Below are 17,046 nucleotides of genomic sequence, written 5' to 3'. Positions count from 1 at the left end.
TAGAGGATATAAGGAGTGCGCTACAATAGGCATCTATTGAATGCGTGCGTCCTTGCAAGGTACCCATGACTCAGACCATCGAAACGCCAGTGGTTCACGACCAAGCGCGACTTAGCCAAGATGCCAAGCGTGTCACCTACATCGGTGCGTGGTTAGATGCTCTATTGAGCATCGTAAAAGTCACGATCGGCTTTATGGTCGGTTCAGCGGCGTTGATCGCCGACGGTATTCACTCCCTATCTGATTTAGTCACCGACGGCTTTGTCCTGGCTGCCATTCACTACGGACGCCAAGAGCCCGATAGAGACCACCACTATGGTCACGGACGAATCGAAACCCTCACGACACTGCTACTGGGAAGCGTGCTGATTTTCGTGGCTGGCGCGATTGCCTGGTCGAGCCTGGATCGGCTGTTTAGCGGCACCGACGTTAACGCCCCTGGCGCGCTGGCGATTGTGATTACCGTCATTGCGCTATTTAGCAAAGAGTGGATTTTCCGCTACACCATGCGGGTCGCCAAGCGGGTAAAGTCAAAATTACTCGAAGCCAACGCCTGGCACTCACGCAGCGATGCATTATCCACCGCCGTGGTGCTGGTGGCCTTGGTGGGAGCCCAGTTCGGTTTGGGTTGGCTGGATGCCGTAGCCGCCATTATCGTGGGTTTATTAGTCGGCAAGGTAGGTTTGGACTTGCTGTGGGAGTCCGCTCGGGAGTTAGTGGATACCGCGCTACCGGTGGATGCGCAAAACCAAATGCACGACGTTGCCTGCAGCGTGCCGGGTGTGGATAGTGTCCACGATCTGCGCACGCGCCAGTCGGCTGGCTGGGTAATGGTCGACCTCCACGTAGTGGTCGGGCCTAAGATTACCGTTTCGGAAGCTCATGAAATCGGTAACGAAGTGAGCCGCCGGTTACGCCATGAATTCCCCGCGCTCACCGATGTTATTTTCCACGTTGACCCCGAAGACGACGCCGGAGCGGGTGACCCCAGCCGTCTGCCGGGGTTACCGCTACGACCAGAAGTAGAGGCCGCCCTGGATGCGCGCTGGTATAAGCATCCGGTATGGCGCACGCTGAACGAGCTTCAGTTGCACTACTTGGAAGATAAGGTCTCGGTATCGCTGATCATTGATGACGCGGTTAATCAGCCCCCCCAGTGCCTTGCCAGCCAGCTAAAAGCGCTGGCTAGCGATATCGAGTGGCTAGGTCACGTGGAAGTGCTGTTTATCACCCGTGCTGCCAGTAATGCTTCTTAGATCCAAAAGATTAACCGGATGGCTGGGAAGGTGGCAGCCACCACCCTGGCAAGCGTTGCTATTGCGTACGCTACTCTACAGCGGCCTATGGTGGGTGCTTACGGAAGGGAAAGGTAGCCTATGGATAGGCGTTGCACTGGCGCTCGTCATAGCACTCTGTGCCCCTGTCAGTGTGGCGACATGGCCGAGGCAGTTACGCTGGTGGAAACTTCCCCTTTTCATTGGTTTTATGCTGAAATCCAGCTTAAAGGGAGCTCTGGAAGTCGCCAAGCTGGCAATCAGCCAGCGTTATCATGCCAATACTCTAACCCACACCTACTGTTTTCGCCTGCTAAAGCAACCTCCTCAACAATTGCTGATGGCTAACCTAGTCAACCTAACGCCTGGTACGTTGACACTACGCATTAGGGGTGACGCACTCTATATTCACATCCTCCACCACCACCCTCACGTTGAGTACCAACTTAAGTTGCTTGAAAGCCGTATCGCTGGGCTCTATGGTTTGACCCATGGGCCTACGGAATATCAACCTTAAAGGGTGGCTGCGAATCGTTTACCTGCTTGCTAGTGCCGTACTACTTGCTAATGCCATGATAGCGCTCTGGCGCCTCTACCGTGGACCCACCAGCGCTGACCGTATGCTGGCCGTGGAATTTTTCACTACCTCAGCGTTAGCCATTACACTGCTGTTTAGCGCCTTTTTTACCCTACCTGCCCTGGTCGATATTGCGCTGCTATTTGCGCTATTGGCGGCATTAGGTACCGCTAATTTCGTTGTTCGGCACCATCCGCCCAAGCGAGAGGAGCTCGATGACGATGCGTGAGCTGCTGGGTACTGGACTTATTTTACTTGGCCTGCCTTTCTTTATCGCCAGTACCTTGGGACTACTGCGCTTTCCCGATGTGTATGCCCGCCTGCACGCCTTAACCAAAGCCGACAACGTTGGTTTAGGGCTGATCTGTATTGGTCTTGCCGTGCAAGCCAGCAGTATCGCCGTCGCCCTTAAAATAGTGCTGATTTGGGGACTGATTCTGCTAGCCTCAAGTACCGGTGCGACGCTGATTGCTTCCTCCGCCCTTCGCCATGGCCCCGCCCCGCGGCGTGATGATGAGGACACCCATGCTGGTCGTTGACTTGCTGCTCGCCCTGGCAGCGCTAGCCACTGCGGGGCAGTGCCTGCTGCTACCCGGCTTGTTTCGCGCTATCGCCAATTTAATGGCCTTCGGCTTGGTAATGGCGCTTATTTGGGTGCGTTTAGATGCCCCTGATGTAGCGCTGGCAGAAGCCGCCATTGGGGCTGGCATTACCGGTGCCTTGCTACTTACCGTAGCAGGACAACTACCTGCTTCTCAGCACAGCCTTCAATCAATCGGCAGTGGCCTATCAAGACGGACGCTTGCCATCTCCGTTCTCGTGCTGTTCATAACAGGCTTATTATGGATAGCCGTGGTATCGCTTCCAAAACCGGGTTTAGTCAACGAAGTCACCGCGGTGCTTGCCGATAGCGGCGCAGAGCACGCCGTGACTGCCATTCTGCTGAACCTGCGCGGTATGGATACCTTGTTGGAAGTTGCCGTTATGCTTTGCGCGGTTGCTGCGATTTGGTCATTGCAAAAAGCCATACCTCCCCCGCCCCTGAACAACCACTACCCTGGACTGCCGACGCTAGCACGCTGGCTACACCCTCTATTTTTGTTAACGTTCAGCTATTTTCTTTGGCAGGGAGCTCACGCCCCGGGTGGCGCCTTTCCTGCGGGGGCCGTACTTGGAGCAGGGGGCGTATTACTGCTACTGACAGGTAGTATCGCGTGGATGCACCAGCACGCTTATAACCTGCTTCTGCGCTGGCTGTTGGCGGCAGGACTGCTGTTCTTTCTAGCCACCGCGCTAAGCGGTTTTCTTATCACCGGTACGCTTTATGGCTTGCCTCCGCGATTCGCCAGCTACTTTATTATTGCCATTGAAGTAGCCACGGCGCTCTCTATTGCGCTCATGCTAATGACATTTTATCTATTTGGGCGACCAGGAACGCGGCAATGAGTCTTCTCTTTACCGATATAGCGCTGACCAGCGACGCGCTTTTCGCCCTGCTCGGCGCTCTGCTAGTGGCAATGTCTCTGGTAAGCGTGTTTACCGCTCGCCATCTGATTCGTCGCCTGTTGGCCGTTAATATACTCTCCAGCGCGGTGTTTTTGCTGCTCGTGCTCACTGCACGAACAGCCGATGGAATTGATCCAATTCCCCACGCATTGGTGCTAACGGGGATTGTCGTCTCTGTGAGCACCACCGCCGTCGTGCTAGCGCTCTATTTACGTCGCTACCGCCGGGAACCACCATGTTGACACTACACGCTTTTGGTTTAGCCATTGGCGTTATACCTGTGCTATTGGTGATTCTCCCACTCCTACTTTGCCTAGCAGCGTTTATCCGGCTTATTCGAGTAAAGCATCAGCTATTCGTTGGGCTACCCCTGATTACATTGGGTAATATTCTTGGGGCTTGGCATCTGGGAGTTAGTCCCGAATGGCAACTAGGTGGTTGGGCCTTACCCATCGGCATACGCTGGGCACTAGCGCCCTCTACACTGGCGCTGCTCAGCTTAACAACGGTGGTTGCCTGCACCGCAGGCCTAACGGCCTACGCTGAACGGGCAAAACAACGCGAGTACTGGACGCTGTGGTGGTTAATGTGGGCGGCACTTAACACCCTATGGCTTTCCCGTGACTTATTTAATGTTTATGTGGCGCTTGAACTATTAACCCTGAGCGCCGCTGGTTTAGTGGCGCTGTCGCCCAAAGACCCTTACGGCTTTTCCGCACTTCGCTATCTGCTGGTGGCGCTCATTGCGTCGCTACTTTATCTACTGGGGGTGGGGCTTATGTATGGCACCCATGCCACGCTGGATATCGACTTACTTAGCCAACGAGCATCAGCGGACACTCTGCATGCCATCGCCGCACTGTGCATAACGCTTGGGCTGATGATGAAAGCCGCGCTGGTGCCTTTGCACAGCTGGTTACCCCAAGCCCACTCCCGCGCCTCTCCTTCGGTGAGTGCTATGTTGTCAGCGGTGGTCGTCGCCGTTGCGCTTTATTGGCTATGGCAACTATGGCAAGGGCCATTTAAAGCACTGGGAATGCAGCCGTTCTTTGCCTTTCTAGGTAGTCTTTCGATTGTGTGGGGTGGCATTAACGCGCTACAACAGACGCAGCTGAAGCGTCTGATTGCCTACTCAACGATTGCTCAGATGGGCTATGCGCTGTTGGTATTGAGCCTTGCACCTGATGCCAGCGCTTACCCATTGGCGCTACAAGGCGCTACCACGCTACTGGTTGCCCATGGTGTGGCTAAAGCCGGGCTGTTTATAACAGCAGGCTACTTAGTGGCTTATCACCAAAGCGACCAGCTCCAGCAGTTTACCGGCAGTGCTCATCGATTCCCCTGGTTATGGGTAGCGTTTGCGCTCTCAGCGGCAAGCTTGGTGGGTCTGCCACCCAGCGGTGGTTTTGTTGGCAAATGGTGGCTTTTTATTGGGCTTTGGGAGCAGCAACGCTGGCTAAGTGCTACGGCCTTTCTGCTTGGCACACTGCTTACCGCTGCTTACTTAACCCGGGTAATGGCGATTGCTCTTCGCCCTGCACCCAGCAGCCGCCCAAAAACGACGCCTAATTGCGTACCAGCACTCATTCCCCTACTGCTTGGCGGCTTGGTGTGGGGTATCGGTATTATATTGTTAGCACAGCATGGCTATTTTTCTCTGCCTGGTATGGATCGCACCACACGCTTTTTCGCTTTTCCTGCACTGATAATCTGGCCATTGATACTCTTCTGGCAATATAGGAGCCCGTCACCGCCCACACGCTTTTTCAGCGTAGTGCTATGGCTAAGCGCCCTGCTGCACATTGTTGCACTTACCTCCCAAGAGTGGCTGACATTCTATACCGCACTTGCCTGGTTGGGGGTATTGGGTTGGCTACTGATACTTCACGGCACCACTGCTTCAACACCCCAGGCAGCACGCACGTATTTAGCTATGATGCTGGTTGCCGAAGTGCTGCTATTCGCGGCCACCGCCAGCATCGCACTGCAGGGAACACTGGCATTTGAGCAGACCACCTTTGCCACACTCTCAACAGGTACCGCGCTGCTTATTGGTAGCGGTATGGCGATTAAGTCGGGCATGTTAGGCGTTCACGGCTGGCTGCCCATCGCCCACCCAGCGGCACCCGCCTTGGCCAGTGCGTTACTTTCTGGAGTGATGATAAAATTGGGGGTTTTGGGGGTACTGCGATTAACCCCTGAAAGTGCTTCGGGCATCGCTGCTGGTCAAATGCTGTTTTATTGGGGAGTGTTAGCGGCATTATATGGAGGACTCCGCGGGGCTTGTTCGAAATCACCTAAAACGGTGTTGGCTTGGTCGAGCGTAGGTCAAATAGGGCTGCTTTCCGCTGGTTTGGGAGCACTGCTATGGCTGCCAGAGAATGGTGCACTGCGAACCGCCCTGATGCTGTTAGTGGTTAGCCATGGTTTGGCCAAATCGGCTCTATTTATAGGTGCGGGGCAATGGGGAAAACTGTCGAGGGGGCATCGCCAGCTAATCGGTAGTGGCATGGCGGTATCTGCGTTAACCCTGATTGGCGCTCCGTTTAGTGGCGGGCTGTATATTAAGAGTTGGTTAACCCTGGCAATCAATGCCCAAGGCTTTGCGGGAGACCTGCTGACGCTTGCTAGTCTTGCCACTGCAGGTGCAATGTTGCGTTTTGGTTGGCTGCTTAAGCAACAACCTCCTGCCAATCTTAGCACTGAGCCTGAAGCAAACGGCTGGTTGTGGTGTGGTTGGTTCGTGCTGTGTTCCAGCGCCTGGTTAGTGCCACTTATATGGCTTTGGTGGTTGCCATACCCAGGCAGTTGGCTAGCGGCAAACCTAACCGCGTTAGGGATAGTTTCGATCAGTGGGGGCTTAGCGGTGGCGATTGTCTATTTGCGCGCTATCCTCACTATCCCGCCGTTTAGGCTACCGTCTATTCCACCGCTACCCTGGCACCAGGCAAGCCGCTTCCGGCCTGCCTGGGTGGTGGAACGCAAGTCGCGCCACTGGACAGTTATCGGTCTCATAGTGGCAATCGTCTCAGCTATCTTTATAATCATCTACCTATACGTCATAAACGCATAGCTACATATGTTGCATAGCTACATCGATACATCAGTTAGAATAAGGGTGGCAATGCTGAAGTAGATCACTACCCCTGAAGCGTCAATAAGCGTTGTCACAAGCGGTGCTGAAGCCGTCGCAGGGTCGACCTTAAAACGCTCTAGCACAAACGGAAGACACATCCCCAGCAGGCTACCAAACAGCACGATAGTGACCATGCTAAAGGCGACCACCATCGCCAACGCTTCGCCCCCACGCATGATGCCAATAGGCGTTACCGCTATGGCCATAGTGATGCCTAATGACCCGGCGACGAGTAGCTCGCGGCCGAGCAGTTTTCCCCAATCTTTGACACCTACGTCGCCGGTCGCCATACCGCGAACCATTAGCGTGGCTGCCTGAGCACCGGCGTTACCACCACTCCCGATAAGCAACGGTAAAAAGAACACCAGCGCGACATGAACGGCAATGGTCTCTTCAAAGTAGGCAATACCAGCACCTGAGAATAGGTTGGCAAATACCAGCAGCACCAGCCAAAACACCCGCTTGCGGTAAAGACTCCACAGCCGTACCCGGCTAACACCATCTTCTAGCTGGCCGATCGACATCCCTTTGTGGAAATCCTCGGTGGCCTCAGATTCGGCTACGTCCATGGCGTCATCGTGAGTCACAATCCCCACCATACGACCATCCGCATCGATCACCGGCAGCGCTAACAGATCGTACTTCGCTACAATACGTGCGACATCTTCCTGGGCATTATCGACTCGTGTGCTAATAACATCTTTGATCATAATGTCATCAACAATGGCACCAGGACGCGCCACCATCAGTTGGCGCAGCGACATGGTACCGATCAGTTGCCCATCGCTATCAAGGATATATAGTTGGTAAACCGTTTCTGCATCGGGAGCGGTTTGGCGTACCCGCATCATCGCTTGCGACACCGTCATGCCACTGGCTATGGCCACATAGTCAGAGGTCATAATGGCGCCTGCGGTGCCCTCTTCGTAGCTGGCAAGCCGCTTGAGAGCTTCACGCTCACGGTGGGCCATACGACGCAGCAGCGCTTCACGGCGATCTTCACTGAGTAGGTTAAACAGGTCGGCACGTTCGTCCGAGCCCATCTCCTCCAGCAGCTTGAGTACCTGGCTGTCATCCAGCTGCCCGACCACCTCAAGCTGGCTCTCACCGGGCAAATAGCCCAGCACGTTGGCGGCACGTTCGGCAGAGAGGATATCCAACAGCAAGAGCGCAGCAGACAGCTCTTCGTCATCTTCAATCATCTCTTCGAGCACTTCACCGATATCCGCGGAGCGGGTTTCGGCCAAACGCAAAGAGAGCACCGTTTTACTCGGGGCTTCCTTGGCCAGCTCGTCGAGCAGTTCGGCTTTTAATTCCTGCAGGCTTTCATCATTCAGTGCCATGGCTCTCCCCTTCACGCTTACCCACGTTACTACCGAGTTAATTTAACATACGGCTTAATTCCACCTACTTACTAGCATACTACCCAACAAAAAAACGCCCCTTAAACCCTGATACGGGTTTAAGGGGCGTTGGACACACGCTAAATGCGTGGGTGTTAGCCTTTACCCGCCTTTTTACGCAACTGCTGAATCGTTCGCAGCTGGGCAACGGCTTCGGCAAGTTCAGCGGCAGCGCGAGTATAATCGAGCTCCGTTGACTTCTCATTAAAGGCTTTCAGCGCCTGCAGACGCGCTTCTTCGGCAGCAGCCTCGTTGAGGTCGCTGGCACGCGATGCAGAATCAGCCAGAATCGTCACCACATCCGGCTGGACTTCCATGAAGCCACCCGAGACAAAGAAGTTATCTTCCTTGCCATCATCGTGAATCACGCGAACCGGACCCGGCTGAAGCTCGGTCAGCAGCGGAGCGTGACCCGGCAAAATGCCCAGGTCACCCATCATCCCGGAAGCAATCACCTGCTCAACGGTACCTGAGAAGATCGATGCTTCAGCGCTGACGATATTGCAAGTAAAGCTATTCGCCATAGCGAATCCCCCTAATGGACGGGATTACTTCTTCATCTGGTTGGCTTTCTCGACGGCTTCGTCGATGGAGCCGACCATGTAGAAGGCCTGTTCCGGCATATCATCGTATTCGCCAGCGAGAATGCCCTGGAAGCCACTGATGGTGTCTTTCAGTGAGACATACTTACCGGGTGAACCAGTAAATACTTCGGCCACGAAGAACGGCTGCGACAAGAAGCGCTGGATTTTACGTGCCCGGGAAACGGCCAGCTTATCTTCATCAGACAGCTCGTCCATACCCAGAATGGCGATAATATCCTTGAGTTCTTTGTAGCGCTGAAGAACGTTCTGCACACCGCGAGCGGTGGCGTAGTGCTCTTCACCGACGACCAGCGGATCCAACTGACGCGAGGTGGAGTCCAGCGGGTCGATCGCCGGGTAGATACCCAGTTCGGCGATAGAACGCGCCAATACCACGGTAGCGTCCAGGTGCGAGAAGGTGGTCGCCGGCGACGGATCGGTCAAGTCATCCGCAGGCACGTAAACGGCCTGTACGGAGGTGATTGAACCGGTTTTCGTCGATGTAATACGCTCCTGCAAAACACCCATCTCTTCAGCCAGTGTCGGCTGATAACCTACCGCTGATGGCATACGACCCAGCAGGGCAGATACTTCGGTGCCCGCCAGTGTGTAGCGGTAGATGTTATCAACGAACAGCAGAACGTCGCGGCCTTCATCACGGAATTTCTCAGCGATGGTCAAGCCGGTCAACGCTACGCGCAAACGGTTACCCGGGGGCTCGTTCATCTGACCGTAAACCAGCGATACCTTATCGATAACGTTGGATTCAGTCATTTCGTGATAGAAGTCATTACCCTCACGCGTACGCTCACCGACCCCGGCGAATACAGAGTAGCCGCTGTGCTCGGTGGCGATGTTGCGGATTAGCTCCATCATGTTAACGGTTTTGCCCACACCGGCGCCGCCGAACAGGCCGACTTTACCACCCTTAGCAAACGGGCAGACCAAGTCGATAACCTTGATACCGGTTTCCAGCAGCTCGTTAGAGGCCGCTTGGTCAGCATAGCCAGGTGCTTTGCGGTGGATCGGCATACGCTCTTGCTCGCCGATCGGTCCTGCTTCATCAATCGGCTCGCCGAGTACGTTCATAATACGGCCCAGCGTTTCCTTACCTACCGGTACGGAAATAGCGGCACCTGTGCTGGTCGTGTCCATGCCACGCTTCAAGCCCTCAGTGGAGCCCATGGCGATGGTGCGCACCACGCCGTCGCCCAGCTGCTGCTGGACTTCGAGGATAGTCTCAACATCGGAGACCTTCAGCGCGTCGTAGACCTTGGGCACAGAGTCCCGCGGAAACTCTACGTCAATCACCGCGCCGATGATTTGTACGATACGTCCGCTCATCTTGGTTCCTCTCTAAAACCTGCAAATGAAACCTGTCTGCCGGGAGCCACTTCAAAGAGTCGGCTCCCTAGGCGTTATACGGCAGCAGCACCGCCGACGATCTCAGAAATTTCCTGGGTGATGGCGGCCTGACGGGCCTTGTTGTAGACCATCTCCAGATCGTCGATCAGGCCGCCTGCGTTGTCAGTGGCACTTTTCATAGCGATCATTCGGGCAGCTTGTTCACAAGCGCCGTTTTCCACTACCGCCTGATACACCTGCGATTCGATGAAACGAACCAACAGGCTATCGAGCAACGCCTTGGCATCCGGTTCATACAGGTAGTCCCAGCTTCCGGGACGGGCGTTTTCGTCGTCTTGCTCAGCGTCTGCGCCCATATCAGGCGACAGTGGAAGAAGCTGACGAACCACTGGCTTTTGCGTCATGGTGTTAACAAACTCGTTGTGCACCACGTAAAGCCGGTCGAGACGTCCTTCATCGTACGCTTCGAGCATGACCTTAATACTGCCAATCAACCCCTCAACGGACGGGGCCTCGCCTAAACCGCTCTTCGCCGCCACCAAATTGCCACCGTAATTGCGGAAAAAGGTGCTGGCCTTGGCGCCCAGGGCACAAAAATCCTGCTCTGCGCCCTGCTTTTTCCACTCACTGGCCTGTTTGAGTAAGGCTTTGAAGAGGTTGTGGTTCAAGCCACCGCACAGACCACGGTCTGTGGAGACCACGATGTAACCAACACGCTTAACCTCGCTACGCTCGACCATATAGTCGTGCTTGTACTCGGGGTTGGCGTCGGCAATGTGGCCGACCACATTACGGATCTGCTTAGCGTAAGGCTGACTAGCTCTCATCAGATCTTGCGCTTTACGCATTTTCGATGCAGCCACCATTTCCATGGCGCTGGTAATCTTCTGCGTATTTTTAATGCTCCCGATCTGGGTGCGTATCTCTTTTGCAGCTGCCATAGCGATCTACCCTTCGTTCGTGGCTCTCAGAAAGCATGCAAACCCGCCCATCACAGACGGGCTAGACATTACCAGCTCTGAGTCGCCTTGAACTTCTCGAGACCCGACTTCAAGCTGTCTTGAATCTCACCATTGTAGTCGCCGCTCTGGTTGATCTTGTCGAGTAGATCAGCGTGCTCAGACTTCATGTAGTCGTGCAAGGCACGCTCGAAGTCCAGCACCTTGTTCACTTCAACATCATCCAGGAAGCCTTCGTTGGCGGCATACAGCGACAGCGCCATTTCAGCGATCGACATCGGCGAGTACTGGTTCTGCTTCATCAGCTCGGTGACACGTTGGCCGTGCTCAAGCTGCTTACGCGTGGCTTCGTCAAGATCAGACGCAAACTGCGAGAACGCCGCCAGCTCACGGTACTGAGCCAGCGCCAGACGGACACTACCACCGAGCTTCTTGATGATTTTGGTCTGCGCCGAACCACCTACACGAGAAACCGACAGACCTGCGTTAATCGCCGGACGAATACCGGAGTTAAACAGGTTGGTTTCCAGGAAGATCTGACCGTCGGTGATCGAGATCACGTTGGTCGGTACGAACGCGGAAACGTCGCCACCCTGGGTTTCAATGATCGGCAGCGCGGTCAAGGAACCGGTTTTACCTTTCACTTCGCCGTTGGTGAACTTCTCAACGTAGTCAGCATTAACACGTGCAGCACGCTCGAGCAGACGCGAGTGGAGATAGAACACGTCACCAGGGTAAGCTTCACGGCCAGGCGGACGACGCAGCAGCAGCGATACCTGACGGTAGGCAACGGCCTGCTTGGAAAGATCGTCATACACGATGAGCGAGTTCTCGCCGCGGTCGCGGAAGTATTCGCCCATGGTGCAGCCAGAGTAGGCGGCCAAGAACTGCATCGGCGCCGGATCGGCAGCGCCAGCGGCGACGACGATGGTGTGCTCCATGGCGCCGTGCTCTTCGAGCTTGCGCACCACGTTGGCAATGGTCGACTGCTTCTGACCAATCGCGACGTAGACACAGGTAACGCCTTTGCCTTTCTGGTTGATGATCGCATCAATAGCAATGGCGGACTTACCAATCTGGCGGTCACCGATGATCAGCTCACGCTGACCACGGCCAATCGGCACCATGGCATCGATTGACTTCAAACCGGTTTGGATCGGCTCATCAACGGATTGGCGGGTAATAACGCCTGGCGCCACTTTCTCAACGGCGTCGGTCATTTTAGCGTTAATCTCGCCTTTACCATCGATGGGGTTACCCAGCGCATCGACCACGCGACCAATCAGCTCAGGGCCTACCGGCACTTCGAGAATACGACCGGTACATTTGGCGGTCATGCCCTCTTCAAGCTGCAGGTAGTCACCCAGCACGACGGCACCTACGGAGTCACGCTCCAGGTTAAGTACCATGCCAAAAATGCTGTTGGGAAATTCAATCATTTCACCAAACATCGCGTCTTCGAGGCCGTGAATTTTCACGATACCGTCGGAAACAGTGACGATGGTGCCCTGATTACGGGCTTCGGATGCGACGTCAAGCTTCTCAATTCGCTGCTTGATGATGTCGCTGATCTCGGAAGGATTCAGTTGCTGCATGCCATGTCCCTCAGACTCAAGCGGTTAGCGCTTCGGAAAGGCGGTTCAATCGACCACGTACTGACCCGTCAATGACGGTGTCACCAGCACGCAGGATGACACCGCCGATAAGCGACTTGTCCACCTGAGTAGTAATGGAGATTTCGCGATTCAGACGTTTCTTGAGCGCGTTCGCTAGCTTGGTCTTCTGCTTACTATCTAATTTGTAAGCAGAGGTGACGTTCACTTCAACACGCTGCTCGTGTTCGGCACGTAGGTGCTCAAACTGCACAGCGATTGATGAAAGTGACATCAAACGACCTTGGTCTGCCAAAACATCTAAAAAACGCTGTAAAGCGTCGTCTTGCTCGCCGGGTGTCATATCGGCCAGCAACGATACTTTTTGCGCGTTCTCAAGTTTTGGACTGCCCAGCAAACGACGAACATCGCTGTCAGCGACCGCTAAGCTTAAAAAGCCCAGCGCCTGTGACCAGCTATCAAGCGCCTCATGATCACGCGCGTATTCAAACGCTGCCTTAGCGTAAGGACGAGCGACGGTCAGTAATTCCGCCATAATTCACCTCCTTACAGTTCAGCAGCAAGCTCATCAAGTAACTTGCGATGGGCTTGTTCGTCGACCGAAGCATCAAGAACACGCTCGGCACCCATAACAGCGAGATAAGAGACCTGGGCGCGAAGCTCGTCTTTTGCACGGTTCACTTCTTGCTCGATCTCTGAACGTGCGCTGGTTACTAGGCGTTCGCCTTCGGCACGGGCTTGCTCGCGGGCTTCTTCAATCATCTGGGCAGAGCGCTTGTTGGCCTGCTCAAGAATCTGAGAAGCTTGCTCCTTGCTTTCACGCAGCGTCTGTTCTGCCCGTTCTTGAGCAAGCTCAAGATCACGGGTAGCGCGGCTGGCTGCGTCCAAGCCATCAGCAATTTTTTTCTGACGCTCATGAAGCGCGTTGCTGATCGGAGGCCACACATACTTTATGCAAAACCAGACAAAGATCGCGAAGGCGATCGTCTGCCCGATTAGCGTCATGTTGATATTCACAGGAATGTACCTCTGACAAGTTCGTGGCGACCGGAGTGAAACAAAACCGAGCGCTTAGCGCTCGGCTGAGCTGTCATTAACCGGCAACAACGAAAATCAGGTACATCGCAATACCAACACCGATCATCGGAACGGCGTCAAGCAGGCCGGCCATGATGAAGGTTTTGGTTTGCAGTTGGTCACCCAGTTCAGGCTGACGAGCAGTTGACTCAAGCAGTTTGCCGCCCAACAGAGCGAAGCCAATGCCGGTAGCCAGTGCGCCCAGACCGATGATGATGGCAGCTGAAAGATAAACCATTTCCATGATGAAGCTCCTGAGTTTAAGTTTTGGTTAAGGGTTGAGGGTTAATGAAAACGTTATTGCCAGGTTAATGGTGTTCGTGTGCAGCGCTCAAATATACAACTGACAGCGTTGTAAAAATGAAGGCCTGCAGAGTGACCACCAAGATGTGGAAGATGGCCCACGGCACATCCAAAAGCCAGATAGCCCAGAACGGCAACAGGGCGATCAGAATAAAGATCACTTCACCGGCAAACATGTTGCCGAAAAGACGTAGACCGAGACCTAGCGGCTTCACGAGCAAGCCAATGATTTCGAGTACTAGGTTAAAAGGAATCAGCGCCCAGTGATTGAACGGTGTCAACGATAACTCTCTGGCAAAACCACCGATGCCTTTTACCTTGATGCTGTAATAAATAATCAGACCAAACACACCCAGTGCCATACCGAGAGTGGCATTGGGGTCAGTGGTCGGGACAATCTTCATGTAGTCGACGCCAAGCTTGGCGAACAGCACAGGGAAGTAGTCCACTGGGATGATTTTCAGCGTGTTCATAAGCAAAATCCACACAAACAGCGTCAACGCTAGTGGCGCAATCATCGGGTTTTTGCCATGGAAAGTAGCGCGAGTAAGGTTCTCAATAAACTCAACGACCATCTCTACCGCATTTTGTAGCCCACCGGGTACCCCAGTAGTCGCCATTTTACCGGCTTTGCGGAAAACCCAGATGAATAGCAAACCCATGGCGATGGACCAGCCCATGGTGTCTAAGTGAATGGCCCAAAAGCCCATTTCACGGGCCTCTTCAGCAGAGTGTGCCAGCGACCAACCATTTTCGGGGTGGTTGCCGAAGGTCAGGTTCTGCAAGTGGTGCTGGATATAGTAAGTCGAAGAGACTTCGTTTCCTGCGGCCATGGACATGTCACCTCAATTAGTTGTGCGATCTCTAGGCATCAGCCAAGGCGTGAGCCAATGCGTTAGAACAACCGCGACGTAAGCATAAAAAAATAAAGCGGGGTTTGAGGGGGGCGCTGCAACAAACACTGCAACGAACAGTGCCACCGTCAAACCAAACTTGCCTGCTTCAGCACGAAACAAGTGCATAGCTCCTCGTGTTCGGCGCCTAGCGTGAAAAAAACCCATCCGCTGAATAAAAAAGGCGTGCGGCAATAAGGCTACCAAGGCGCCTTTAAATACCGATGACATGCCTTTAATATCTGAAACCAGATAGGCTGCCAACATGCCTACCAGCGTAATTATCAGCTGTGCGATCGTCAGTCGAATAATATAGGCCTTTCGCCGCTGGGTTTCGTATCGCTGCATAGCTCTTGGGAAAAATACCCAACCTCACTAATGAAAACCCATTACTCGACAAGCTGATATCTCTACTAGCTAATATCTTTACAAACTAATATCTCTACAAACCGAGGCAACCTGCACAAATCTTGCGCGATTATAGGGAAGCGCTATCACACCTTCAACCGAAGTCGCACCGATTTTGCTCGCTTAAGGGCTGATTTGCGACCAAAGGGGGAAAACGTGTCCGCTTCTTACGCGATATTGAATAGCCTGCTATTTAATATGGTTTAAGATGCCATCCAGTTCTTCAAGGCTTGTATAGCGTATGGTTAATTTACCTTTGCCTTTTTGTCCATGATCAATGGAGACAGGTGCACCCAGTAGCTCACCAAGATGGGTTTCAAGCTTGGCCACATCGGGCTGCTTGCTTTGCCGGCTAGGCATTTTGGTCGGTGTTTGGCTGGTTTGGACTTTTTTTACCAGCGCTTCGGTGGCGCGCACGGTCATATCGTTGTTGACGACTTCATGGGCGACTTGGCGCTGTTGGCTGCTGTTCAGCGTCAGCAGCGCCCGGGCGTGGCCCATATCCAGGTCACCCCGTTCAAGCAGGGTTTGTACTTCAGGGTCTAGCGCCAGCAGGCGCAGCAGATTGGCCACCTGAGTGCGCGATTTACCTACCGCGTCGGCTATCTGCTGCTGGGTAAGCTCAAACTCTTCGCCCAGCCGCTTGAGTGCCATGGCTTCTTCGATGGCGTTGAGGTTTTCACGCTGAATGTTTTCGATTAACGCCAGTGCCAAAGCGACTTCATCGCTGACTTCACGGATCACTGCCGGGATGACATCCAGCTCCGCAAGTTGGGCTGCACGCCAGCGGCGCTCACCGGCAATAATTTCGTAGCGATCCACGCCGATGGGGCGTACTACGATGGGCTGCATTACGCCCTGGGCGCGAATGGAGTCCGCTAGCTCTTCTAACGCTTCGGGCTGAATATCCCGGCGCGGCTGATACTTACCGCGGGTTAGTTGCCCTAACGGCAGGCGCTCAAGACGATCTTCAGTCACTTCGTCGACAGCAGAACGTACAGTGTCGGTATGCTCCAAAGGGACACCGCCACCGGCAAGTTCTAAGCTGTCACGGCGACGGGCACCGGCACCAATCAGGGCATCCAGGCCACGTCCCAGCGCGGGTTTACGCGTCATTCGCTTTTCCTCATTTTATAGCGCCAGGCGACGAATTATCTCTTTGGCCAACACACGATAGGCCTGACTACCCCGGGAGAACCGGGCATATTGCGTCACGGGTAACCCGTGGCTCGGTGCTTCGGCAACTTTTACGTTGCGCGGAATGGTCGTTTTCAACAGCATATCGCCAAAGTAATCACGCAACTGCTTATCCACTTCCCGCGTTAGGCTGGTGCGCTTGTCGTACATGGTGCGCAGAATACCGGCAATCGCTAGATCAGGATTAACATTTTGCTTAATCTGCTCAACGGTATCGAGCAGAGCTGATAACCCCTCTAGCGCGTAAAATTCACACTGGAGAGGGATCAGCACGCTATCGGAAGCCGTTAACGCATTGACGGTCAGCATATTCAAAGAGGGTGGGCAGTCGATCAACACTACGTCGTAGTTGTCTGAAACCGTTGCAAGCGCGGTAGTTAGGCAGCTCTCGCTCTTATCGCGATCTAATAGCTCGACTTCTGCGGCGGTAAGATCACCGTTGCCCGGCAGAACGTCGTACTTGACCGCCAGTTTTTTGACAATGGTTTCAGCCGCTGTTGCTTCGCCCAATAGAACATCAAGCACGCTTTTGCCGAGCGCATATTTGTCGATGCCACTGCCCATGCTGGCATGGCCTTGGGGGTCAAGATCCACCAGCAGTACGCGACGGTCGAGCGCAGCGAGACTGGCCGCCAGATTAACGGCCGAGGTGGTCTTGCCCACGCCGCCTTTTTGGTTGGTCAGGGCAATGATCTGGCTCACGTACTCAACTCCTTCTGGGGGTCAGAATCAACATTTAGCTTTCAACATT

General features: G+C 54.2%; 19 protein-coding genes. 7 read left to right on the top strand and 12 right to left on the bottom strand.

Annotation, left to right across the window (positions count from 1 at the left end):
• Positions 1-65: 65 nt before the first annotated feature.
• Genes KUC_RS05945 through KUC_RS05915 form a run of 7 tightly spaced genes read left to right on the top strand, consistent with a single transcriptional unit; the run spans position 66 to position 6,430 of the window.
• On the top strand, positions 66-1,256 hold the full coding sequence (locus KUC_RS05945) for a cation diffusion facilitator family transporter (RefSeq protein ID WP_007112231.1): 1,191 nt from the start codon (positions 66-68) through the stop codon (positions 1,254-1,256).
• Complete coding sequence (locus KUC_RS05940) at positions 1,246-1,791, top strand: Na+/H+ antiporter subunit E (RefSeq protein WP_083825746.1); 546 nt, start codon at positions 1,246-1,248, stop codon at positions 1,789-1,791. Before KUC_RS05945 ends, KUC_RS05940 begins: the two co-directional genes overlap by 11 nt.
• Complete coding sequence (locus tag KUC_RS05935; protein WP_007112229.1) at positions 1,766-2,080, top strand: MrpF/PhaF family protein; 315 nt, start codon at positions 1,766-1,768, stop codon at positions 2,078-2,080. Before KUC_RS05940 ends, KUC_RS05935 begins: the two co-directional genes overlap by 26 nt.
• Positions 2,067-2,390 (top strand): monovalent cation/H(+) antiporter subunit G, encoded by a 324-nt coding sequence (gene mnhG, locus KUC_RS05930; protein ID WP_040479681.1) that lies wholly within the window; start codon positions 2,067-2,069, stop codon positions 2,388-2,390. Before KUC_RS05935 ends, mnhG begins: the two co-directional genes overlap by 14 nt.
• Positions 2,377-3,297, top strand: a complete 921-nt coding sequence (locus KUC_RS05925) for a hydrogenase subunit MbhD domain-containing protein (RefSeq protein ID WP_007112227.1) — start codon at positions 2,377-2,379, stop codon at positions 3,295-3,297. Before mnhG ends, KUC_RS05925 begins: the two co-directional genes overlap by 14 nt.
• Entirely contained in the window at positions 3,294-3,599 is a 306-nt protein-coding gene (locus KUC_RS05920) for an NADH-quinone oxidoreductase subunit K (RefSeq protein WP_007112226.1), read from the top strand. Before KUC_RS05925 ends, KUC_RS05920 begins: the two co-directional genes overlap by 4 nt.
• Complete coding sequence (locus KUC_RS05915; protein ID WP_007112225.1) at positions 3,593-6,430, top strand: proton-conducting transporter transmembrane domain-containing protein; 2,838 nt, start codon at positions 3,593-3,595, stop codon at positions 6,428-6,430. Before KUC_RS05920 ends, KUC_RS05915 begins: the two co-directional genes overlap by 7 nt.
• Positions 6,431-6,447: 17 nt before the next feature.
• Here KUC_RS05915 and mgtE read toward each other — a convergent pair whose 3' ends face one another.
• The 12 genes from mgtE to KUC_RS05855 all read right to left on the bottom strand — a co-directional run bounded on the left by mgtE (position 6,448) and on the right by KUC_RS05855 (position 16,997).
• Positions 6,448-7,836, bottom strand: a complete 1,389-nt coding sequence (gene mgtE, locus KUC_RS05910; protein ID WP_007112224.1) for a magnesium transporter — start codon at positions 7,834-7,836, stop codon at positions 6,448-6,450.
• Between the two features lie 155 nt (positions 7,837-7,991).
• Complete coding sequence (locus KUC_RS05905) at positions 7,992-8,420, bottom strand: F0F1 ATP synthase subunit epsilon (RefSeq protein ID WP_007112223.1); 429 nt, start codon at positions 8,418-8,420, stop codon at positions 7,992-7,994.
• Positions 8,421-8,444: 24 nt separating this feature from the next.
• Positions 8,445-9,824, bottom strand: coding sequence for a F0F1 ATP synthase subunit beta (atpD, locus tag KUC_RS05900; RefSeq protein WP_007112222.1), 1,380 nt, complete (start codon positions 9,822-9,824; stop codon positions 8,445-8,447).
• 74 nt (positions 9,825-9,898) lie between these two features.
• The gene (gene atpG, locus KUC_RS05895) at positions 9,899-10,786 is read right to left on the bottom strand and encodes a F0F1 ATP synthase subunit gamma (RefSeq protein ID WP_007112221.1); all 888 of its coding nucleotides are present in this window, start codon (positions 10,784-10,786) and stop codon (positions 9,899-9,901) included.
• Positions 10,787-10,854: 68 nt separating this feature from the next.
• Positions 10,855-12,399 carry a F0F1 ATP synthase subunit alpha gene (atpA, locus tag KUC_RS05890; protein WP_007112220.1) on the bottom strand — a complete coding sequence of 515 codons (1,545 nt, stop codon included), beginning with the start codon at positions 12,397-12,399 and terminating at the stop codon, positions 10,855-10,857.
• A 16-nt stretch (positions 12,400-12,415) separates the two neighbouring features.
• Positions 12,416-12,952 carry a F0F1 ATP synthase subunit delta gene (locus KUC_RS05885; RefSeq protein WP_007112219.1) on the bottom strand — a complete coding sequence of 179 codons (537 nt, stop codon included), beginning with the start codon at positions 12,950-12,952 and terminating at the stop codon, positions 12,416-12,418.
• An 11-nt stretch (positions 12,953-12,963) separates the two neighbouring features.
• Positions 12,964-13,434 (bottom strand): F0F1 ATP synthase subunit B, encoded by a 471-nt coding sequence (locus KUC_RS05880; RefSeq protein ID WP_007112218.1) that lies wholly within the window; start codon positions 13,432-13,434, stop codon positions 12,964-12,966.
• Positions 13,435-13,510: 76 nt separating this feature from the next.
• On the bottom strand, positions 13,511-13,738 hold the full coding sequence (atpE, locus tag KUC_RS05875) for a F0F1 ATP synthase subunit C (RefSeq protein WP_007112217.1): 228 nt from the start codon (positions 13,736-13,738) through the stop codon (positions 13,511-13,513).
• Between the two features lie 64 nt (positions 13,739-13,802).
• Positions 13,803-14,630, bottom strand: a complete 828-nt coding sequence (atpB, locus tag KUC_RS05870) for a F0F1 ATP synthase subunit A (RefSeq protein ID WP_040480304.1) — start codon at positions 14,628-14,630, stop codon at positions 13,803-13,805.
• A gap of 12 nt (positions 14,631-14,642) precedes the next feature.
• Entirely contained in the window at positions 14,643-15,038 is a 396-nt protein-coding gene (locus KUC_RS05865; protein WP_007112215.1) for an ATP synthase subunit I, read from the bottom strand.
• A 249-nt stretch (positions 15,039-15,287) separates the two neighbouring features.
• Complete coding sequence (locus KUC_RS05860; RefSeq protein ID WP_007112214.1) at positions 15,288-16,214, bottom strand: ParB/RepB/Spo0J family partition protein; 927 nt, start codon at positions 16,212-16,214, stop codon at positions 15,288-15,290.
• A 15-nt stretch (positions 16,215-16,229) separates the two neighbouring features.
• The gene (locus KUC_RS05855) at positions 16,230-16,997 is read right to left on the bottom strand and encodes a ParA family protein (RefSeq protein ID WP_007112213.1); all 768 of its coding nucleotides are present in this window, start codon (positions 16,995-16,997) and stop codon (positions 16,230-16,232) included.
• Positions 16,998-17,046: the final 49 nt, after the last annotated feature.

This window comes from Vreelandella boliviensis LC1 (assembly GCF_000236035.1).
GTDB lineage: Bacteria > Pseudomonadota > Gammaproteobacteria > Pseudomonadales > Halomonadaceae > Vreelandella > Vreelandella boliviensis.
This window is presented reverse-complemented; position numbering and strand designations above follow the sequence as displayed.